6 protein-coding genes are annotated in these 22,880 nt (G+C 42.6%); all 6 read right to left on the bottom strand.

The features are described 5' to 3' along the window. Window positions 1-94: 94 nt before the first annotated feature. Window positions 95-349 (bottom strand): hypothetical protein, encoded by a 255-nt coding sequence (locus tag MK385_RS00635; protein WP_268724987.1) that lies wholly within the window; start codon window positions 347-349, stop codon window positions 95-97. A 366-nt stretch (window positions 350-715) separates the two neighbouring features. Next, the gene (locus MK385_RS00630) at window positions 716-1,096 is read right to left on the bottom strand and encodes a hypothetical protein (protein WP_268724986.1); all 381 of its coding nucleotides are present in this window, start codon (window positions 1,094-1,096) and stop codon (window positions 716-718) included. Window positions 1,097-1,247: 151 nt separating this feature from the next. Then, a complete protein-coding gene (locus MK385_RS00625; RefSeq protein ID WP_268724985.1) occupies window positions 1,248-6,755 on the bottom strand; it encodes a ZmpA/ZmpB/ZmpC family metallo-endopeptidase in 5,508 nt (1,835 codons plus the stop codon). Window positions 6,756-6,989: 234 nt separating this feature from the next. Further along, on the bottom strand, window positions 6,990-7,370 hold the full coding sequence (locus tag MK385_RS00620) for a hypothetical protein (protein WP_125457339.1): 381 nt from the start codon (window positions 7,368-7,370) through the stop codon (window positions 6,990-6,992). Between the two features lie 233 nt (window positions 7,371-7,603). Further along, entirely contained in the window at window positions 7,604-14,029 is a 6,426-nt protein-coding gene (locus MK385_RS00615; RefSeq protein ID WP_268724984.1) for a ZmpA/ZmpB/ZmpC family metallo-endopeptidase, read from the bottom strand. A gap of 249 nt (window positions 14,030-14,278) precedes the next feature. Continuing rightward, on the bottom strand, window positions 14,279-22,645 hold the full coding sequence (locus MK385_RS00610; protein ID WP_268724983.1) for a ZmpA/ZmpB/ZmpC family metallo-endopeptidase: 8,367 nt from the start codon (window positions 22,643-22,645) through the stop codon (window positions 14,279-14,281). Window positions 22,646-22,880: the final 235 nt, after the last annotated feature.

Raw genomic sequence — 22,880 nt, 5'->3', positions numbered from 1 at the left:
AAAAAAGCTAGTTAAAATCAACTAAAAAGAGAGAACGGTGTCCTCTCATCTAGATATTATTAATTCGCGATATTCAATCAAGAAACGATTGCAATTATTTGTTATTTAAAGCATCAATTAAACGATCAGTATTCTTGGTTACATTATTATCATTGTAACGATTATGAATTAGACCTTCAATTGTTTCTTTGCAATTTTCAAGATTAGCTTTTTCAAATACTACCACACTGACAACATGTGTTCCACCAGAAGCAAGATGCAAAACTAGTAGAGTTTGAAAAGCACTTAGCACTGTTAATACACCATAAGCCGCTAATATCAATCCCCCAATAAATGAATTTTGCACCATTGAAAGGTCAATAAGAGCGAAAATGATACCCCAAGCAAATGATTTGAAATCAAGACGAAATGAACTATCTACACTTGCAACAGGATCAACAGGAATTGTTTTATTTTGAGAACCCAGTGGAATAACTTTTAAAATAGTATTAGGGTTAGAAGTTTTTATAAAGACTCCCTCTAAAGCAATGGAAGCTTTTAAATAAATGTTAAATACGATGTAATGAAAGATTGTTTCATAATATTCTCCTTTTATTTTTTCAAGTTGTATTACATCATGTTTTCTTATAAAAAAAGCATTTTGCTAACATATTCTTTCGCCAGATAATTCTTTAAATAAAAAAACAACCCTCAAACGGATTGTTTCACTAGACTATCAGACAAGGCCGCGGACTTCTTTTAAAAATTTAGAAAAAGAAACAGCACCTTTAATGATTAGAAATCCTCCTATCCACTCGGTCGCTGAAAGAAAGCCCAGCACGCCACCAATGATAAATAAAACAGATGGCAGCATTCGAAGTTGTTGATCCTCTTCGAAATAGATTAGCATAAAGGTTCCTAATGCAATCATCAAAATCTTAAAAAATGTCAGGAGCAGGGAAAAGGCAACCGTGATAACCAGCACCTTTGAAGGATCTTTATAGATGATGGCCCCAGTATAGGATAGCAAAAATCGTAGGACAGGTCCCAAAAATAAGGTCACTCCTGCCACCATGCCCAGTCTCCAATTGAGTCGAACCAATCTATCTCTCTCCATAAAAACCTCCTTCTATCGTAGCTATCATTCTACCATATTTGCTCCAGAAACAAAAGACCTTCTCCGTCACAAACAAATCGCCTACCAGCTTTCAGACAGCCGGACATAAAAAGAGAAGATCTGTCGATCCTCCCTTTTCATTTTCCAACCCTTATTTCTTAAAAATAGAGGTTCTGAAATCGTTTGTTTGGTCAAGATAGGCTTTAAAGATTGCTCTCTTCAACTTATGAACGGCACTGTCAATCTCTGGCTTATAGTCACTCCAACGAGGAGCCACTGCATCCTGTAGCACAGCTTGGTCCATGAGGGCTTGCAATTCACTCACTTGATTGATGGTCTCTGTCGTATAGTTTGGCCATGGTTTTGTCGGATCTTTAAAGGTCACTTGTTTCAAGTTTTTAAACTGATCCACACGTTCTTTGTACATGGCTTTCTTGAAATCTGCCCAAGATGCATACTTGCCTTCAAATACCTTGTCCAAAACAAGATCATCTGTCACCAATCCGCGTTCTTTACCATAGAGATTGATGGTTTTACCTTTTTGTTTGGCAACTTCTTCGTATTGGTTGGAGATATAAGGTACCATTCCATCCTTAAAGCCTTTGGCAGCCAAAAGTTCGTAAGCGATCCGGCGTCCCATAAGGTCCCCTGGCGTGCCTTTCTCACTGCTGAGAGCAGAAAAGATTGGGGCAAAGAGTTTGATCGTATAGTATCCATTTCGTTCATAGTCACCAGACTGGTACTCACGAGATGACAAGATGTTATGGTCAATCAAACTTTCAAAACTATTCAGGTTTCGAGCCTCTGCTTCTGTCAATTCTTTGACTACGTTAGTGGCATAAACCTCATTTCCATCTGCTGGATCTTTCACATACTTGTTCTCAATCTTTCTGAGAGCCGCCATTTTCTGGTAAACATTCAGTTTGTTAACAATTGACTGCCCTTCGAGATATTCCAGCATGTAGATGAGGTCAAACATGTTATGGACATAGTTCTGAAGATCTGCTGCGTTTTGGAATCTTTCTGTCGGATCCAAGACTTGCAAACGGGAACCCTCTGCACTATCTGATTTTGAGTGTCTCAAGATAGAATTGATGGTAAGGGTTGCGTCACTCGGTTGGTCAGGCGCTTGCAATAAGCCTTTTGCAAAGAACTCTGGTCCCAAGCCGCTTCTTCGACCATAGCCGCCAAGGTAAATATCCTGATCCGAATCATGGGTCATCTCATGGGTATATGTAACGGCTCCATCCTTGTCCAGCATACGGTAAGACATATAGTAGACGCCATCCCCTGTAGCGTAGGCTCCATGCTGGTTGTGTACTACCTTATTGCCAACTGGGCCAAAGAAGTTCTTCATGGCAGGATTGGAACTATCAAACTTAGCCTCCACTGTGGCTTTTCCAGAGGTTGTGTCATCCCCAAACTTATAGGCATCATAAAGGAGAATCGTACGATAGAGTTTTTCACGTCCCTCATTATCTAAAATACGATACCAATAATCGTAGTGATCTCGCTGACGTTTGGCTGTTTCACGCGCATTTTCTTCTACAAAATCATTGAGAGCCTTGCCCGCTTTATGCTCGCTATTGCGGTAGCGATCATAGGCTCCAAATCCTAGACTAGACATGGTCGAGATGACAAATACTGATTTCTCTGGCAAGGTTAGGAGCGGCAAGACCATATTGCGGTATTTCCATGTGGCACTCGTGATGCGATCATAGACACTGATAGAGTACTTGGTGCCAGCTAGTCCCTGCTTAGTTCTGACTTCTTCAATATTAGATTTTTCTTCGACGATATAAGCCTTAGTCTCTGATTTAAACCAGTCATTGTTGCTTTTCTCTGGTAGAAAGACTTTTCGGTAATGTTCTAAAGTGCTAAACAAATCTGTCGTTCCATGTTGACTGGCAAGACTGATACCATAAGTATCGACATTATTCTTAGCTAGAAGATTGTTAAAGCCAGATTTACCTAACTCAATCAGAGTGTCCAGTGGTGAAGCATTCCCCTTACCAAAGAAGTCCAGATGGTACAGAACCAGGTCTTTGACGTTTACTCGACCATAGCTGAAGTTGTACCAACGCTCCAGATATGTCAAACCAAGTAGCAAGGCTTCTTTGTTGTGCTTGATTTTATCTACAAGATAGCCCTTGGTAACTGGGTTATCGCCAGCAAGTCCAGCATCTGCTGACAAGAGTTTCTTCAAACTATCTTCCAGATGTTCCTTTGTTTTGGCGAACTGGTCTTCAAGATAGAGCTCAGTCTGCTCGACTTTTGGAGAAATACCGAGTGTCTTTCTGATGCCTTCTGAATGGTAGTCCACCTGCTGCAATTCAGGTAAGACTTGTTTGATGATAGAGCTTTGGTCGTACAAGAATTGATTCGGTGTGTAAAGAAGGCCAGTATCTCCTAGACTATATTCCGCTAATTTGGCGAAATCAGCCTGGTACTTGAGATCGATCTTCTCAGATGAATGGTCCTTGTAGTGCAGCAAGAGTTTGTTTGCAGTCTCTTTGTTAGAAACAATGTCTGTGATGACTTGGTTATCCTTCATCATGACTACTGACAAGAGTTCTTTTTGATATAGCAGACTGTTCTCATTGACCAAGTTTCCATATTTGACGATGGTTGCTTTGTTGTAGAAAGGTAGCAATTTTTCAATATTTTTATAAGCTAAAGCGCGCTTAGCTTGATAATGGGCCACCTTAGAAAAATCACTTTCTTTACTACCACTTGTTGAAAGGGGCTCCACTGTTGGTAGAGTGAGAGGATTGATGGCTGCTTTTTTGCTTTCGATTTGGGAAGCATCCAGCATTGTTCCTCTTTCTTCAAAGGATTCCTTGCTGACGACCTCATCCTTGACCAAGGTGACATTGTAGACTCTGTTGGCCTTGCTGCTGAATGTGTCCTTCACCTTCATTCCATTGTAGTGGTAGCCGGTAATGGCATTTCCGTTGGTTACATTGACATCACTGAGAACATTGGTCAATCTTCCAGCATGCTGTTCCTCATTAGTTTTTCGATCCCACAAATAGCCTGCTACTCCCGCGACTCTACCAAAGTGCTTGGCATTGTTAATATCGCCTTCAGCATAGCTATCTTGGATTTGTGCATCCTGATCTACTAGACCTGCAAGACCACCCACTGTCTGATCTGAACTATTTGTGTTGGACGAAATGGCTACTGTCGCTTTTGACTTCGTCAGCAAAGCCCTGTTTCCTGTCAAATGACCGACCAGACCACCGATATTGTAGGCAGCAGTCGTCTCATACGTGTTGATAATTCTTCCCTTGAAACTGCTCTCTGTGATGCTTGATTGATCAGCCTTAGCTAGCAAACCACCGATACCATGTTCACCGGAGAGAACACCATCAACGTGAACTTGCTTAATCTTTGTGCCATTCTGAGCTTTATATGCTAGTGAACCGATATCATCCTTCCCAGAAATGGTGACATTTTTCAGACTCAATTTTTCTACTGTGGCGCCATTCAAAGTTTCAAACAGTGGTTTTTTCAAGTTGTAAATAGCATACTGCTTGCCATCTTTTTCACCGATCAACTGACCAGTAAAGGTGCCCTTGATGTACGATCTATCATCAGGTCCCAGTTCTACTTCATTGGCATTCAAACTAGCTGCTAAATGATAAGTTCCAGAGAGATTCTGGTTGATAGCTTTGACTAGGTTGCTAAAGGAAGTAAAGGTTGTCGTTTCCTCTGTTGCCTTCTTAGCTAGGTAAAAGGTGAAATTATCAACATATTTATTTTCTAGCTCTTGCTGGAGTTTCTCAGCCTTGGCTGTGATTTTATAAACTGGCTGACCATCTTTCGTTTCTGCCGTTATTGAAGTGACTGGTAGATAGACATCTTTAAACGACGAAGATTTAACCTTGACAAAGTAAGTGTCTGGATTACTTGGGACACCGTCTAAAGAAACGTGTTGTTTGTAAGTACCATTGGTCTGACTATACAACTCCAGATCCGAAACGTTTCTTAGCTCAAGCGTCTTCTCTGGGTCTTTTTCTTTTGGTTTTTCTGTCGGAGTTTCCGGTTTTACTTGCTCGGTATTGCCAGTATATTCTGGAAGAGGAGCGACTTGTTCCGGTTCAACGATGGCTCCTGCTTGCTCACCTTTATATTCTGGTAAGGAAGATTGAGTCTCAGGTTCCACAATCGCACCTGATTGAGTGCCTGTATACTCTGGTTTTTCAGCTGTTTCAGGAGCTACAATCGCTCCCGCTTGAGTTCCTGTATATTCTGGTGTTGGTGGCACCTGTTCAGGCTCTACGATTGCTCCAGACTGCTCGCCTGTATAGGCTGGTTTCTCAGCTGTTTCTGGTTCCACCAAAGCTCCTGACTGGACACCCCCAACCTCTGGCTCAACTTTTTCCGGTTCAACGATGGCACCAGCTTGAGTTCCCTGATACTCAGGTAGTGGAGCGACTTGCTCGGGTTCAACGACTGCTCTTGCTTGGGTGCCTGTATATTCTGGTCTTTCAGCTGTTTCTGGGGCTACAACCGCTCCCGCTTGCTCGCCTGTATATTCTGGTAATGGAGCCTGAGTCTCAGGCTCTCCTTTTCTTGCAGACTGAGGTGCTTCACTTGCAGCTACTGCCTTCTTAGTCCCTTTCTCTACTATACGTGGCAAGGCTTCTTCTACTTTAGTTGAGAGCACTTCCCTAGAAATTTCTTGGTTTTCAACCGTGAAAATGCGAACAAGTTCAATCTTCTTCCCAGCACGACCTTCTTGTTTGACATGGATGGTTCCCTCTGCTAGATCTGGATTTTCTTGAACCACTTCTGAAACATCTAATTTGGTTACAATTTCTTGGTCCTTGTATAGGAGCTCTGGTTTATTCCCGCGACCAGCCAAGACTTCATCCTGAGGATCCACACTAGCAAGACCAGACGGATTTTGATTGGATGAATCTTGAGAAGGGATTGGTTTTTCAGCAGGGAGTGTAGGAGACGGAGCTTTCTGCTCATCTCCTGCCTTTTGCCCACCCTCATTGCTCTGGAAATGAGGTTGAACCGTATAGTCAAGTTTCTGATCCCTAGCAACAGTTTCTTGCTGATTAATCTCTTTGTCTTGCTTAATATAGCCTAGATAAGTATAACCCGATAAGGCACGTGGCAAAGGCAGACTATCTCCTTGGGATAATTGGTATTCCTGATTGTATTGGAGCAAAAGTTGATTTTCAATAGCCTGAACTGAAGAAGCCAAACCACTGCCCATCCCTGTTATCAAGACAACTTTCAAGAGAGCTTTCTTTTTGCCTTTCTTTTTCGATACGACAAAAATAAGGAGACCAATCGAAGCCAGGACTCCACCTGATAAAACGCTAGTAAGGCTATTCTGCCCACCTGTATTGGGCAACTGACCTAGCTGGGCTTTCTCATCCATACGGTAGACTAGATAATAGGTGCTCTCACTATCTTCCGCAATTTTAGGAATGTCCTTTACAATCAAGTCCTTCTCTTGACTACTTAGCTCTGTATCCGTCACATATTTGTAGTGAACAGCTACATTTTCTTGAGCAAATACAGTTCCACTGCTCGCAATGGACACAAAAAATAGGCTTGAAATCGAAGCTGACACAAGTCCAATTGCTAATTTTCGTAAGGAGAAACGATGCTGCTTCTCTCCAAAAATCTTTTTCATTCTATATCCTCTCAACTTTTCAACCTCTATCAAGAAAATAACTAGTATTATATTTTGATATAGGTATTTCACATCCACCATTATACTATAAAAATACTTCCTTGTCTCAAATGAATACTTTAGATTTTACGAATTAAAAAGTTTATTTATCCTGTCAGGTTTACCCCTTACTTGGTAAGAAAAAAGAAGGCTAATCGCCTTCTCTTATCTAAAAATATTCCTAACAAAAAGTCATTATTCTTGAACATCGAATTTTTTCAAAAGTCCAAAGTAGAGGGATCCACCAATGATTGTCAGAATTCCTCCTACCCATCCCAAGAATGGGATCAATCCAACAGAACCACCCACGATAAACAAAACAGACGGTGCAGGCGTCACACGCTCATCGTCCTTGTAATAGACAATAGACACAATTCCTAAAACCAAGACAGCAATTTTTACCAATGCCAAAATGATTGAAAAAATCGTCAATATACCAACTGTTGCATCAGAGTCTTCCGTCGCCGCAGCAGCCCCGACAGCTATCATAAACATAACAAGAGGTGCCAACAGTAAGACGATACCTGAAATAAGACCAAAAATCGCATTTACACGAGCAAGTGCTTTTGTTTTCATCCGAATCTCCTTAAAAAATTTTTACAACTATCATTTTACCATATTTTCATGAAAAACAAAAGAAATTTCAAAACGAGTATACTAGATGATGAATGATTTCAATTTCCTATCTGAACAAGCTAAGAAGGAAATTAAAAAATCTCCGGATTGGTTTGGAAGTCCATTCGTTTTTAGTAGTAAGCTAGTAATTTTCATAGAAAAAAGAAGATCACTTGGATCTTCTTTATTCGTGTCTATCTTTCAAAGATAGACTGTCTGAAATCGTCTGTAGCACGTAGATAAGCATTGAAAATACGATACTTGAGTTGGGCGACACTGCTCTTAGAACTGTCTGATAAGGCACGATCGATGTTCTTAGCTGAAGCATCCGCTAGTACTGCTAAGTACATATAATCTTGCAATTCCTCATAAGAAGAAATCGTAATTTGTCGTTTGCTATCTAGTTTCCCGGCTTCAAACTCGATGGTGATTGGTCGAAGGAATTTTTGCGCCTTGTCGTATCGCTCTTTCAACATAGCTTTCTTCAAATCCTTCCATGATTCATACTGGCTACCATAGAGATTTTTGAAAACCAGATCATCTCCAACTACTCCGATATCTCCTCTGGTCCAGATTGAGTAGGTCTTATTACCTTCTTTAAGCGCTTGGCCAGAGTATTGGCCAGAGACATATGGGACAAATCCTTGCTGGTAACCCTTGTCTCCGAGCAATTCATAGGCTCTACGGCGGAACATAAGCCCTCCAGGAGCACCAGTTGGATTGTCCAGAGCTGCATAGAAGGAAGCAAACATATTGATGACATAGTAGCCATTTCGTCCAAAGCTAGCTCTATCCCAACCATCGCGACGACCAATGATATTATGATCAACCAGAGCATCGACAGATTTTAGTTTGGCTGCTTCTTCGGCAGTTATAGGGACAATTCGATCATCAGCGTGGGCTTGTTTACCATAAGAAGTTTTTTCAAAGTTATAATTTTCAGCCTTACGGTACCATTTCATTTTCTGTTGATCAGTTAGAACACCAGTAACAACATCCCCTTCAACATAATCCAGAAGGTTCAGTACGTCAAAAACTCCATGCATGTAGTCGCGAAGAGCATCTGCTGAGGAGAATCGAGCAACAGGATCATAGGTATGGTAACGTGTGGTCGAATCTTTATCTCCCTGATAGAAGCTATTGAGGACGAGACCTTTTTCGCTAACATTGGTTACAGACTCTAACATTCCTGTAGCAAAACTCTCAGGTCCTTCACCCTCACGACGACCATGTCCTTCAAAATAGATAGAACCATCCGAGTTGTGGGTCATTTCATGGGTATAGACCATGGTTCCAGAAGCTCCCAGCATCTGGTCATAGACGTAGAAGACTTCATAACCATTGGCAAAGGCTCCTAGTCCATTGTCTCCGTGATACTTGCCAGCAGGACCAAAGAAATTGTACATAGCAACAGAGGTCTTATCATTACGCGGAGCCCAATATTGCTGGCCTTTATCATTATAAAGAAAGAAACCGTCTGTAACAATCACCCGTCTGAATAGAGTGTCTTTCCTGTTTGGACTTAGAATGTTGTACCACATATCATAGTGGTTTCGTTGCCATTCAGCTGATTGATCCACAAGTTTTTCAACATGTCGATGGAGTTCCTCGCCTGAGAGAACTCTGCCACCTTCTTTCCTGTAGCTTCCAAAGCTACCAAAGGCAATGGTCGACATATTGCTGATGATAAAGACATCTCTTTCAGGTAAGGTCAGAAGTTGGAGGACCATTTGCTTGAAGCCCCAATCTCCCTGAGTCAGTCTGTCGTAGACCTTGATTGTATACTTACTCTTACGATCTGCATTGTCCTGCTTAGCCTGAATTTCTGACAGGCTTGAACGAGCCTCTACGATATAAGCCTTGGTATTTTCCTTAAACCATTCACTATTGGTTTTGTGTGGCAAGAAGAGTTCACGCAGACTTTCTAGGTAAGCAAAGAGGTCCCCTTTGCCTTTTTCCTTGGCTAGAGATTGTCGGTAAGTATTGAAGTTATTTTGTGCTCGAAGATTGCCCATTCCAGAGTTACCGAGAGCAATGATGGTATCAAGTGTCGAAGCTGCTTGATTGCCGAAGAAATCAAACTTATAGGCATTAAGGTCCTTGGTGTTGAAAGTTCCATAGTTGACATTGTACCAACGATTGAGATAGGTCAGACCAAGCATAAAGGCCTCTTTGTTCTTCAGAATCTTTTGGCTAATCGCATCCGCTACAGCAGGGCCTAGGGTGTTGATCGACTTGTCAACTGAAAGCACCTTGAGGAGTTCCTGACCTAGTTCAGCCTTGGTTTGTTCAAAGGCTTTTTCCAGATAAAGATCATCCAAGGAAGCTGTTTCACCAATTCCAAGGACCTTACGAACAGTAGCTGAGTCATAGGTCACAACTTTGAGTTCATCCAAGACACTCTCTTTAATGGATTGGTAGTCAGATAGGAAGGCTTCTGGTGTATAGAGTAAATTCTTATCAGCGATGCTATATTCAGCAATCTGGCCATTGGCAAAATCACCCTTGTAGGTCAGATCAAGATAAGCAATGGTCTTATCTGCATAATGCAGCATCAGTCTATTGATTTCACCCTTATGGCTGTTGACATCCGTTATCAGTGTCCCATCTTTCATCGGAACCACATCTAACAGGGCTACTTTGTTGAGTTTATCATCTTCAGCTAATTGGTTGGCTGTATGAACGATGAAGTCTTTGTTGTAGAATGGTAATAGTTTTTCTACATTTTCATAGGCTTGCTTTCTGGACTCCTGAGCTCCCCTCACTCGACTATAGTCTGTCTGATGCTGGTAAGCTTGCTGCAATGGCTCCTGGTCCGTCAAGTTTGAAGTGATTCCAAAGGACTGACGTTTGGCTTGCGCATCGGCCTCTGAAATAGAACGGACAAAACGTTCATCTTTTCGATTTGCTGTAGTTCCTTCAAGAACATAAGAGTCCCGAACAGAAGCCTCAGGATAAGGATCTCCTGTCATGGCATGCCCATTTTGAACTTTGACACCTGTCAAGACATTTCGGACCTGTCCATTGTTCCAAGTAGACCCGATCGCTCCACCGACTTGGCCAGAATGGCCTGAATTTTGGATAGAACCAGACACATAAGAAGTTTCTAATCTAGCTCCATTCTGCAAACGACCGATCAATCCTCCAACACGCTGGTCTCCATTTCGACCCGTTACTTGGATAGATACATCCGCCTGACTCTTCTGCGCCAGTGATTGGTTGCCATGGAAATTACCGACCAGGCCACCAATATTGTACTCCTGCCCCCCATCTTGGGTGCTGGTGATGGACCCTTTAAAGGCAACATTGGTTAGTTTTGTGTTTTGGGCAACTCCTACGAGTCCACCGATATGCTTGTTCCCAGATAGACTACCACTTACAGAAACATCCGTAATCGTTGCATTTTGAGCATTGCTAGCCAAGGACCCTATAGAATCCTTGCCTGTAACTGCAGCCGATTTCAAGGTCAGTTGCTGGATGGTGGCATTTTTCAAGGTTGCAAAGAGTGGTTTTTCCAAGTTGTAGATGGTATAATCTTTTCCATCCACTCGGCTAGTTAGGCTACCTGAAAATTCTTCTGGTACATAGCTTGTCGCAGACTGTTCCAACTGAATCTCATCTGCTGAAACATTCGCTCCTAGTTTGAAGTTTCCAGTCGGGTTTGACTTCATAGCCTCTATGAGCGTTTTGAAGGACGTATAGACTCCTTCTTGACTAAGAGGCGTTTTCGGCAGTTCAAAAGAGTAATCTGGACGATAACGGTCCCCTTCTCCCTCGACGAGTTGATTGGCTGATACTGTTACGGAGTAGGCATTGCCCTTGTCTGTAATCTTAGAAACAGGTAAGAGCATGTCCTTGAACTTGTCTGACTGAATGCGGACATAGTAGTTGTCCAAATCAGACGGCACTTCCGACAGAGATAGGTAACGTCGGTAGTGACTGCCATCTTTACCGTACAGCTCGATGCGATCGATGTCTTTGATTTCAACCTTCTTATAATCTAGCTGAACTGGGCGTTGATCCTCTATACTAGTTTGTTCCCCTTGACCCAGGTCATATTTCATGACAGTTTTGAGGGTATAAGGAGTATAGTAGTCCAAGTCACCAAGTGTCAATTTTTGAGCGAGGTCCACAAGGTCGACTTCCTTAATTAACGTTTCACCCTTGTATAGCTGCACTTTGGCTGATTGATAGCTAGCTGTAGCATCCGTCAAGTGATAGCTAAGAGAAACTTGGCGTTTGTCTTCTCCCTTCTCGACACGGACTAGAGAGAGGGTTGGTTTTCTCTTGACTCCATCCAGAGCTTGACGAGCTGCCTCGAGATCCGTCCGAACTTGATCGACCAAGGCTTGATTGGCGAAAGGATTGTCCAAAACGAGCTTGGCCTGATCTAGAGCACGACGATAGCGGAGTTTGGCTTGTTCATCAGCATACTGGTAAGCAACTGTAGACTGAGTCACATCCTTCATGTCAAATTCAACACCAAGAGTTTTCTTATCAACAGGTTGACCGTCTAGATTATTCTTAGCAGTTTCAAGGGCATTTTTCAAGGAATCAACCTGTTCTTGACTGGCATGAGATGCCTCAAAGAGAGCTTGGGCATTTGCGACTGCCTGTTTATAAGACTCTTGATCTGCAGTGGTATCATTGAAATACTGATGCGTTTTCTGGATGCTATCGGCCTCTTCCACTAATTGGTGCAAGGGTTCGAGGTCGAGGGTTCCTTTTTCTGGTTCCACAGGAGCGTGATCCGCATTTGTAGAAATTGGTTTTGTACCGACTTTGATAATCTGAGGAACTGCTTCTTTTGTGATAGTGTTAGAGATTTCCTCTGTATTTTCGACTTTTCCATCTACTAAATACTGACGAGTCACAATCGTACGCACGCCATCTTGACCAGCTTGGCTAACTTCCCTTTGTCCCAAAGGCAGGTCTGCACTTTCCACTTCCTTAGTTGGATAGGGTTCGGCCACTGTTGTGGTAACGTCCTTTTCTTCAACGTTTAAGCTTGGAACTTCATTTACAGGAGCGTCTGTTGGTTTCTCGCTAACAGGGCGTGTTCCAACTGTTACGATCTCTGAGACCGCTGGAGTCGTCACTTCGTTGGAGATTTCCTGGCTTCTCTCTACTTTTCCATCTACCATGTACTGACGGGTGACGATTGTACGCACTCCATCTTGACCAGCTTGGGTTATCTTGGTCTGGCCAACTGGCAAGCTATCACTCTCTACTCGTTCTCGAGTGTAGGGTTCTGCTACCGTCGTAGTAACGTCCTTTTCTTCAACGTTTAAGCTTGGAACTTCATTTATTGGAGCGTCTGTTGGTTTCTCGCTAACAGGACCTGTTCCAACTGTTACGATTTCTGATACTGCAGGAGTTGTAACTTCGTTAGAGATTTCCTGGCTTCTCTCTACTTTTCCATCTACCATGTACTGACGGGTGACGATTGTACGCACTCCATCTTGACCAGCTTGGGTTATCTTGGTCTGGCCAACTGGCAAGCTATCACTCTCTACTCGTTCTCGAGTGTAGGGTTCTGCTACCGTCGTGGTAACATCTTTTTCTTCAACTTTTAAGCTTGGAACTTCATTTACAGGAGCATCTGTTGGTTTTTCACTAACGGACTCCTCTGGGCTTGGTTTTGTAGGAGAAAGGACCTTGCTTCCGACTTTTCTAATCTCAGAAGTAGGCTCAGTCGTTACCTGATTGGAAACCTCCTCTGTATGGATCACCTGACCATTTAAAATGTAGCTGCGGGTCACAATGGTACGACTACCATTTTTCCCTGCCTGAATCACCTCAGTTTGACCTTGTGGCAAATCAGCTGCTTCTACTTCCTCTACTTGGAAAGGAATGATCTCTGTACGACTCGTATCTTTACTCTCAACCTTTAACTCTGGTTGTTCAAAGACAGGAGCTTCACTTGGTTTCTGAGCACGATACTCTTCCTGCGCTTGACTTCCGTTTGAAGTTTGAACTGGAGTATCAATAGGAGCCGAATGATTCAACTCTTTCTTGCCATCAAGTGGAGAGTTTACTTCTTTTTGAGATTTCAAATACCCTACATATTGGTAGCCTTCAATCGTAAGTGGGGATTGCAATGTTTCCCCGACCTGTACAGTCAATTCCTGATTATAGTCTGCCAGCATTTGATTTGTCAAAGCCAAGGAAGTTGGCGCGATCAGCTGACTTCCTAGACTGGTCAAGAGCATGAAAGAAGCTAGCTTTTTGCGATCATCTCTGCCCAGTTTAATCGCTACGACCAGTAGTACAATACCTGCCCCCGCTGCAATTGAGCTAAAGAGTTGGCTGTGACCAGTTGCAGGCAGCTGTCTCGTCGGACGATAAATCAAATAGTAAGTATCATCTGTTTCCTCAGCAAACTGTGGCAATTCTTTGACTACCAACTGCTTTTCTTGGTCCGTGAGTTCACTCTCTGTCACGTACTTATAGTGAATCTGTTTTGTGACGGATGGCGTCTGTTCACTGGCTGCTACACTAGCAAGAGAACCTCCTCCACTAAAAAGGTAGAAAACCCCTACCAGAGCAGAAACTAGACCAACCGAAACTTTTCTCAATGAAAAACGCTGGTGCTTTTCTCCTAAATAACTTCTTTTCATTCCTAATCTTTCCTTCATCATGATTTGAATCCCCTCTATTCTACCGAAATTTACTAGATTATTCAATTTATTTGCTATAAATAATAGCCACAAAAAACTGCTAATTTTTTCAGTTCATTTGCGCTTTCAAAATTCTTATCTTATCAGGTCTTGAATGCACAAACAAGATCATGGAGAAACCACAGAAAAATTCCTAGGTAGCCTTAAACCTAGGAATTTTTCAAATTTTAATCAAACAGAATCGTTTCCTTATTTCTTGAAAATAGACTGTCTGAAGTCGTCTGTCTCACGAAGATAAGCGTTGTAAATCTTCTTCTTGAGCAGGTTGACCCAGCTAGCTTCGACACGGTTAGTAGCATTGGAAATGTTGCGTACATCCTCTGCTACTGCTGCATCCATCAACTGCTGCATCTCTGCATAAGAACGAATGGTTACTTTCTTGGTACTATTTGGATTTCTGAGTTCGTACTCAATAGTGATTGGTTTGAGCTTGGTTAGCTTATCAATCCGCTCTTGGTACATAGCCTTCTTGAAGGCTGCCCAAGAGGTGTATTCACCTTTAAATACATTTTCCAAGACTTTCTGGTCCGTCACGAGACCGACATCTCTTCCAGACCATCCGTCCCACGTTTTCTTCCCTTCATCGAAAGCTTCCTGAGAGTACTGACCAGAAACATAAGGGACAAATCCGTCATGATAGCCCTTGGCTGCCAGTAATTCATAGGCTGTGCGACGGAACATAACGTCACCAGGTGCTCCATTTGGATTGCTCAAGGCTGAGTAAATTGGTGAGAAGAGGCTGAGACTGAGGTAGCCATTTCGACCATATTTCCCACTTTCCTTATTCTCCCGACGAGTGATCACATCATTTTCAATCAGAGAGTCAAAGGTCTTCAGCTGCTTGATTTCCTCAGCTGTGAAGCTTCGCGTCTGGTTACCTGCGTGGGTCTCCTTGCCATACTTATCTGTAATATAGTAATTCTCCATCTTCCTGAACCACTGTAACTTGGCAGCATCACTCTGCTTCAGCATAGAAGTACCTTCTAGATAGTCCAAAGTGTAAATCATGTCAAACATACCATGGACATAGTGTTGTAGGTCTGCTTCATTTTGAACACGTTCCTTGAAATTATAGGTATGCATACGTGTCTTAGAATCCTTATCCACCTTGAAGAGAGTATTGAGCGTAATGGTTGGTTCATCTGCGCTCGGTGAAGACTGCAAGAGTCCGCGAGCATAGAGTTCCGCACCCAAGCCCTCACGACGACCATAACCTTCAAAGTAAATAGCACCGTCAGAGTTATGGGTCATTTCATGGGTGTAGACAGAGTTTCCATAGTCTTCCAACAATTTAGCAGCATCAAAGTGAGTTACACTACCCGTAGCATAGGCATTATAGCCCTTGCTTGGATACCACTTGCCAGCTGGTCCAAAGAATTCCTGCATAGCCTGTGATTTTTTGTCATTAGCTGGAGCCCAATATCTTTGACCATTCTTGTCAACCAATGAGAATCCATCATAAACCAGAACCGAACGGAAGAGCTTGTCCTTGCTTTCTGGACTCAGAATCTTATACCAGAAATCATAGTGGTCGCGCTGATATTCAGCTGTTTTTCTCACTCGGTCTTCGACATATTCAGCTAGCTCAGCGTCTGTGCGCACCCTGTTATTAGCATCCAGGCGGTAACGATCATAAGCTCCCATAGAGAGGGTAGACATATTAGAGATAGCATAGACACCCTTCTCCGTCATGGTCAAGAGTGGCAGGAGCATGCCCTTGTGTTCCCAATTATCTGCAGTAATCTTGTCGTACACACCGACAGAGTACTTGCTCTTGCCCTCGGCTGCGTCCTGAAGCTTTCTCGCTTCTGGCACATCGGACTTAGCCTCAACAATATAGGCTTTTGTATTGGTCTTGAGCCATTCATTATTGGTCTTGTATGGTAGGAAGAGCTGACGATAGCCTTCAAGGTAATTGAAGAGTCCTCGTTTTCCAGTTGCTTCAGAGAGCGAATTGTCATAAGCTGTATAGTTATTTTTAGCCTTGAGATTCTCCAATCCTGATTTCCCTAAAGCAATGATTGTATCTAAAGTCGAAACATCATTCTTACCGTAGAAATCCAACTTGTAAGCCGACAAGTCCTTAACATTAAAGTTGTCATAGTTGATATTGTACCATCGGTTAAGGTAAGTCAAACCTAATAGGAAAGCTTCCTTATCAGCAAGAATCTTCTTAACAAGATAATCCTTAACTACTTCACCTTCAGTATTGATAGCCTTATCCATAGCCAGAACTTTTCGTAGTTCTGTTGACAGTTTGCTTTTCACTTGCGTAAATGCGGTGTCTAAGTATAATTCATCTAAAGAAGTATCTGCTGCTACACCGAGAGCTGTTCGCATAGCTGGCGAATCAAGAACGACTTTGTTTAGCTCTGGCAAGACTTGATTTAGAATACTAGTATAATCTGATACAAAGGCTTCTGGAGTATACAAAAGGTCTAATCCCTTCATTCTATACTCAGCAATACCTTGGTTGACGAAATCTCCCTGATAAGATATTTCTAGGTAGTCAATAGTATTGTCCATGTAGTGCAGCATCAAACGATTGATTGCTGTTTTATTGCCATGGATATCAGTGATAACCTGGTCACCCTTCATCGGAACAACATCCAGTAGGTACTCCTTGTTCAACTTATGCTCTTTCGGAATCTTGTTCGCAAACGAAACAATGGTTTCTTTATTGTAGAAAGGAAGCAGTTTCTCCATATTTGCATAAGAATATCCGCGGTCGAACTGAGCATTGTTTACCTCACCATAGTCGACAAAACGCATATTTAGATTCGTGTCATCTAGGCTAGTTGTTATGTCCATAGCAGTCAGTTTTTCTTCCATTTCTTCTTGAGTAATGGTAGAAGTAACAAACTGATCGTTTTTCAAGGTTTCACTCTTGGTAACTTTATATGCTTGCGTAATGCGGTCGTTTTTGTAGCCCTGATCCCCAGAAATACTGTAAACATTTGTACCGCTAACATTACTGATCACATTATCAACTAAACCATTAAAGTAGTTCGAGCCGACCACTCCACCGATTTGACCGTTAGTGGTTGAATTATATAGTTTTCCTGTCACATAAGATTTGGTAATTCGAGCGTTGTTTTCTAGACGTCCAACCAAACCACCGATACGTTGTTCATTTGATCGAGCACCACTAATAATCGTTACATCTGCTTTACTTTGGCTAAGAAGAGATTCTCCTCCTTTAAGGTTTGCAACCAAACCACCTACATTATAAGCTTTGATGTGTTGACTGTTAGATAGGATAGTTCCCGTAAAGGAACTATTCGTGATTTTCGTATTGGTTCCATTAACTACAAGACCCGCTACGTTAGAGGCGTTTCCTACTACCGATACTCTCCCCTGAACAGAAACATCTGTGATTCGCGCATTCTCCGCATTACGTGCCAGCGCAGCCGAGTCATAGGTACCCTCGATATTCACATCTTTAAAGTCGATATTGGTAATAGAAGATCCGTTCTTGAGGTTTTCAAATAAAGGTTTGGCTAGATTATAAATGGCATATTGCTTGCCATTTTGACTACCTGTCAGACTACCGGTGAAGTTCCCTTTGAGGTAGACATAATCCGCAGGAGCTAGGTTGACCTCGCTCGCATCCAAATCAGCTCCCAGAACATAATTTCCTGCCATATTTCGCTTCATAGCGTCTACCAATCCAGCAAAGCTGGTGTAGACGTTTTGCTGACTTGGGACCACCTTACTGATGTAGAAGTCGTGCCCAGACTTGTAGCCCGCTTCACTTTCTTGGACGAGTTCAGGAAGGGTTACATTAACCTTATAGACTGCCTTGCCATCTTTCTCTGCTTCAGAAATGCTGTGAACTGGTAGGAGAATTTCCTTGGATTCGCTTGATTTGATCTTGACGAAGTAAGTAGACAGATCCGTAGGCATAGAGCTCATCGATACAAAACGCTTGTATTGGTCGTTTTCTTTATGATAAAACTCAACGGAATCAATATCACGGAAGGCAATCTTCTTGTATTCTAACTCAAAGTTTCGACTGTCTGTTTCAAACTCAGTAAAGCTACCATTATCCAGTTCATAAGTCAACTTGGTTTTCAAAGTGTAGCCTGTGTAGTAGTCTAGGTCGCCAATTTTCAAGCTGCCAGCAAAGTTGGTAATCGGAAGAGTGCGAATCAGCTGGTCTCCCTGGTACAATTCTGCAGTCGCTGAACGGAAGGACTGGGTCTGATCTTCCAATCTATATTGGACCGTCACCGACTTATCATCAACATTCTCAGTCAGACTTAAAATCGAAACAGTCGGCTTGACTTTAGGCACTCCATTTAGAGCTTCTTTGGCTGCTGTCAGGCTAGCAAGAACTTGATTGACCTGTACTTGTGTAGCAGTTTGATTGTTCAAAACTTTGTCTGCCTTGGTCAATTCGTCAGTATAAGCTGTCTGCTTATCTGAATCCGCATTCTTATATTTAACCGAAGTTTTAACCGTTGGATTTAAATCGTACTCAGTCTGAAGAGCTGTTTTAACAACTTCAAGACCACTTAATTGAGCCTTGGCTTGATTGATTTGTTCCACCAGTTGGTTGACTTCTGCTTGGCTGGCTTGGGATTGGCTCAGAATCGCTTGACCTGCCGTCAAAGCAGCATCATAGTTAGCTTGATGGCTCTGATTATCGTTGAAATAACGGGCCTGAGCTTTAATCTGATCCGCTTCTGCCAAGAGATTATGTAGTGAAATTAAATCGAACTCCTCTAAAGCGTCTGCTTTCGGTGCATCACTTGGTACCATAGTTGGTTTAGCAGTGCCGACTTTGACGATTTGTGTTACCGGAGCCAAGGTTTCTTCATTCGAAAGTTCTTGACGGTCAACCTCTTGACCATTGGAACTGTAGACACGGGTCTTGATGGTCCGCTCGCCCTGAACACCCGGTGTTGCAATTTGGCGGGTATCTCGAACCAATTCATCCGTTTCTTCTTCACGAATTGTGAAGTTAATCTTCTCTACGCGAGTTTCGTCGGTATAAGTTAGGGGATACTCTGGCAGAGCTTCTGCTTTTGGTGCTTCGTTCGGTACCATGCTTGGTTTAGCAGTGCCGACTTTGACGATTTGTGTTACTGGAGCTAGAGTTTCCTCGTTAGACAACTCTTGGCGGTCGACAACTTGACCGTTGGAACTGTAGACTCGGGTTTTAATGGTACGTTCGCCTTGAACACCCGGAGTTGTTATTTGACGAGCATTTCGAACAAGCTCATCCGTTTCTTCTTCACGAATGCTAAAGTTGATTTTCTCAACCCGAGTTTCGTCGGTATAAGTTAGCGGATACTCTGGCAGAGCCTCTGCTTTCGGAGCATCATTTGGTATCATGGTTGGTTTAGCAGTGCCGACTTTGACAATTTGCGTTACGGGAGCTAGTGTTTCCTCATTAGACAATTCTTGGCGATCGATTTCCTGACCATTGGAACTGTAGACACGAGTCTTAATCGTACGCTCACCCTCAACACCTGGTGTTGCGATCTGGCGGGCATCTTGAACCAATTCGTCCGTATGTTGCTCCTCGATGTTGAAGGCTATTTTCTCTACACGAATTTCGTCAGTATAAGTCAACGGATATTCTGGCAGAATATCTGCTTTTGGTGCTTCATTTGGCACCATGCTTGGTTTAGCCGTCCCGACTTTGACAATTTGCGTTACTGGAGCCAAGGTTTCTTCATTAGAAAGTTCTTGACGGTCAACAACTTGACCATTGGAACTGTAGACACGGGTCTTGATAGTTCGTTCGCCTTGGACACCCGGAGTTGCGATTTGACGAGCATCTTGAACAAGCTCATCCGTATATTGCTCTTCGATATTAAAGGCTATTTTCTCTACGCGCGTTTCATCTGTATAAGTCAGTGGATATTCTGGCAGAGCGTCTGCTTTCGGTGCATCACTTGGTACCATATTTGGCTTAGCAGTTCCGACTTTGATAATTTGCGTTACTGGAGCCAAGGTTTCCTCATTAGACAATTCTTGACGGTCAACAACTTGACCGTTAGAACTGTAAATGCGAGTCTTGATAGTCCGTTCGCCTTGTACTCCTGGAGTGGCGATTTGACGGGCATCACGAACAAGCTCATCGGTTTCTTCTTCACGAATACTAAAGTTGATTTTTTCAACTCGCGTTTCGTCGGTGTAAGTTAGCGGATACTCTGGCAGAGCGTCTGCTTTCGGCGCTTCACTCGGTACCATGGTTGGCTTAGCTGTGCCGACCTTGACGATTTGTGTTACGGGCGCTAGGGTTTCCTCATTAGACAACTCTTGGCGATCAACCTCTTGACCATTGGAACTGTAGACGCGAGTCTTGATAGTTCGTTCGCCTTGGACACCCGGAGTCACGATTTGACGAGCATCTCGAACAAGCTCGTCCGTATATTGCTCCTCGATATTGAACGCAATCTTCTCAATGCGGGTTTCATCCGTATATGTCAACGGATACTCTGGAAGAGCGTCTGCTTTTGGTGCTTCGTTCGGTACCATAGTTGGTTTAGCTGTTCCGACTTTGACTATTTGCGTTACTGGAGCTAGGGTTTCCTCATTAGACAATTCTTGACGGTCAACAACTTGACCATTGGAACTGTAGACACGAGTCTTAATCGTACGCTCACCTTGGACTCCTGGAGTTGTGATTTGGCGGGCATCACGAACCAATTCATCCGTTTCTTCTTCACGAATGCTAAAGTTGATTTTTTCAACGCGCGTTTCATCTGTATAAGTCAGTGGATACTCTGGCAGAGCCTCTGTTTTCGGCGCTTCGCTCGGTACCATGGTTGGTTTAGCTGTACCAACTTTGACAATTTGCGTTACTGGAGCCATGGTTTCTTCATTCGAAAGTTCTTGACGGTCAACAACTTGACCGTTAGAACTGTAGACACGAGTCTTAATCGTACGCTCACCTTGGACTCCTGGAGTTGTGATTTGACGACTTCCTTCTGGAATCTCATCTGTATATTGCTCGTCAATAGAAAAATCAATCTTTTCTATTCTAACCTCATCATTTGTAGTCAATTCCAACTCAGAATTCTCATGAATAGGAGCTGTATCAGGATTTGTCCCATATTCTGTCAGTTCTGGAATCTCTTGAACTGGAGCTGTATCAGAACTGGTGCCATACTCTGCCAATTCTGGAACTTCGTGAACAGGAGCTGTATCAGGATTTGTCCCATATTCCGTCAGTTCTGGAATATCTTGAACTGGAGGCGTATCAGAACTTGTACCATATTCTGTTAATTCTGGAACTTCATGAACTGGCGCTGTCTCAGAATTTGTGCCATATTCTGTCAATTCTGGAACTTCGTGAACTGGCACTGTCTCAGGACTTGTACCATATTCTGACAATTCTGGAACTTCATGAACTGGTGCTGTTTCAGGAGTTGCGCCATATTCTGTCAATTCCGGAATTTCATGAACTGGCGCTGTTTCAGGAGTTGTACCATATTCTGACAATTCCGGAACTTCGTGAACTGGAGTTTCTTTTGGTATCGAGTTAGTTGGAGCTGTTCCAACTAAAATAATTTCAGAAACAGGTTCAAGCGTCACTTGATCAGAAATCATTTCGCTTTTTACGATTTCTTGATCCTTACGAAAATGGCGAGTCACTACTGTACGTTGACCTCGAACACCTGTTTGTATAACTTTTGATTGCCCTTGAGCCAATTCATCGGTATATTGATATTTTGTCTGATAAGGAAGTTCTTGAACTGACTCCTGCTCACTAATTTTTAGTTCTGGCAAGTCATAAACGGTGCTTAGACGAGCAGACTCTCTTTCCTTAGCAGCTATAGCTTCTCTTTCTTCCTCAGTTAAAGCATCCCCCTTATCTGAAACAATCTCTTTCATATCAAGATTTGTTTCACTCGGTTTAAGTTCACTTCCCTTCTCTTTCTCCCAGTCAAGTGTCGGATTTTCCTTCAGAGCAGAATGAGCTAAATGACTATCATTTTGTTCTTCATTCTTTAGATAACCGATATAGTCGTAACCGTCAATTTTCAATGGCGCTGGAAGTGCATCTCCAAGACCCAAGTTAAGACTTTGATTATATGCAGCGAGCTCGATATTCGTCACTGCTAAGACTGTTGGAGATAGCAGTATGGATCCCATTCCAGTTACCAACAAGATCGAAGATAAATACCTCTTCCCATTTCTGCCTCTAACAACTACAAGCACTAGTAATGCAAGACCCATCGCTGTAAAAGTTGATTCCCAAAGACCGGAATGACCTGTTTTAGGTAATACTCCAGACGAATCCGCTTGAGTAGTCGGACGATAAACTAAGTAATAAGTCTCTGAAGCATCCTCAACATGCTTTGGAATCTCCCTGATCAAGGCACTCTTCTCTGCCTCCGTCAATTCAGACTCCACTACGTAGTGGTATTTTACCTGAGCAGACTGCTGACTTTGAATTTCTGCTGCCTTCACAGAAGTCAAGCCCCCAGCCATTTGCCCACTCAAAAAGAAGCTTCCAATAGTCGCTGAAACGAGCCCAACGGACAACTTTCGGAAAGAAAAACGCTGTCGTTTTTCTCCATAAAATTGATGTTTCATTCTCAAAATTCCCTCTTCAATATATTATTCAATCCTTTCTATTCTACCTGATTTCACTTGATTATTCAAATTATTTGTCGCGATTTTTAGAAGCAACACATGCTTTTGAAAAGTACCAAAAAACGACCTCTCTTTTTAAAAAATCTCAAAAAATCAACTTAAAACTTTCCTTAAAAATGTTGAATTTCTACATCTTTGTCCTAAGCTTTTACCAGCAAAAAAAGAGAGAAATGAC

Source organism: Streptococcus oralis (assembly GCF_026782125.1).
Taxonomy (GTDB): domain Bacteria; phylum Bacillota; class Bacilli; order Lactobacillales; family Streptococcaceae; genus Streptococcus; species Streptococcus oralis_CE.
Note: the sequence above shows the minus strand (reverse complement) of the source record. Positions and strands in the feature narration are given on the sequence as shown.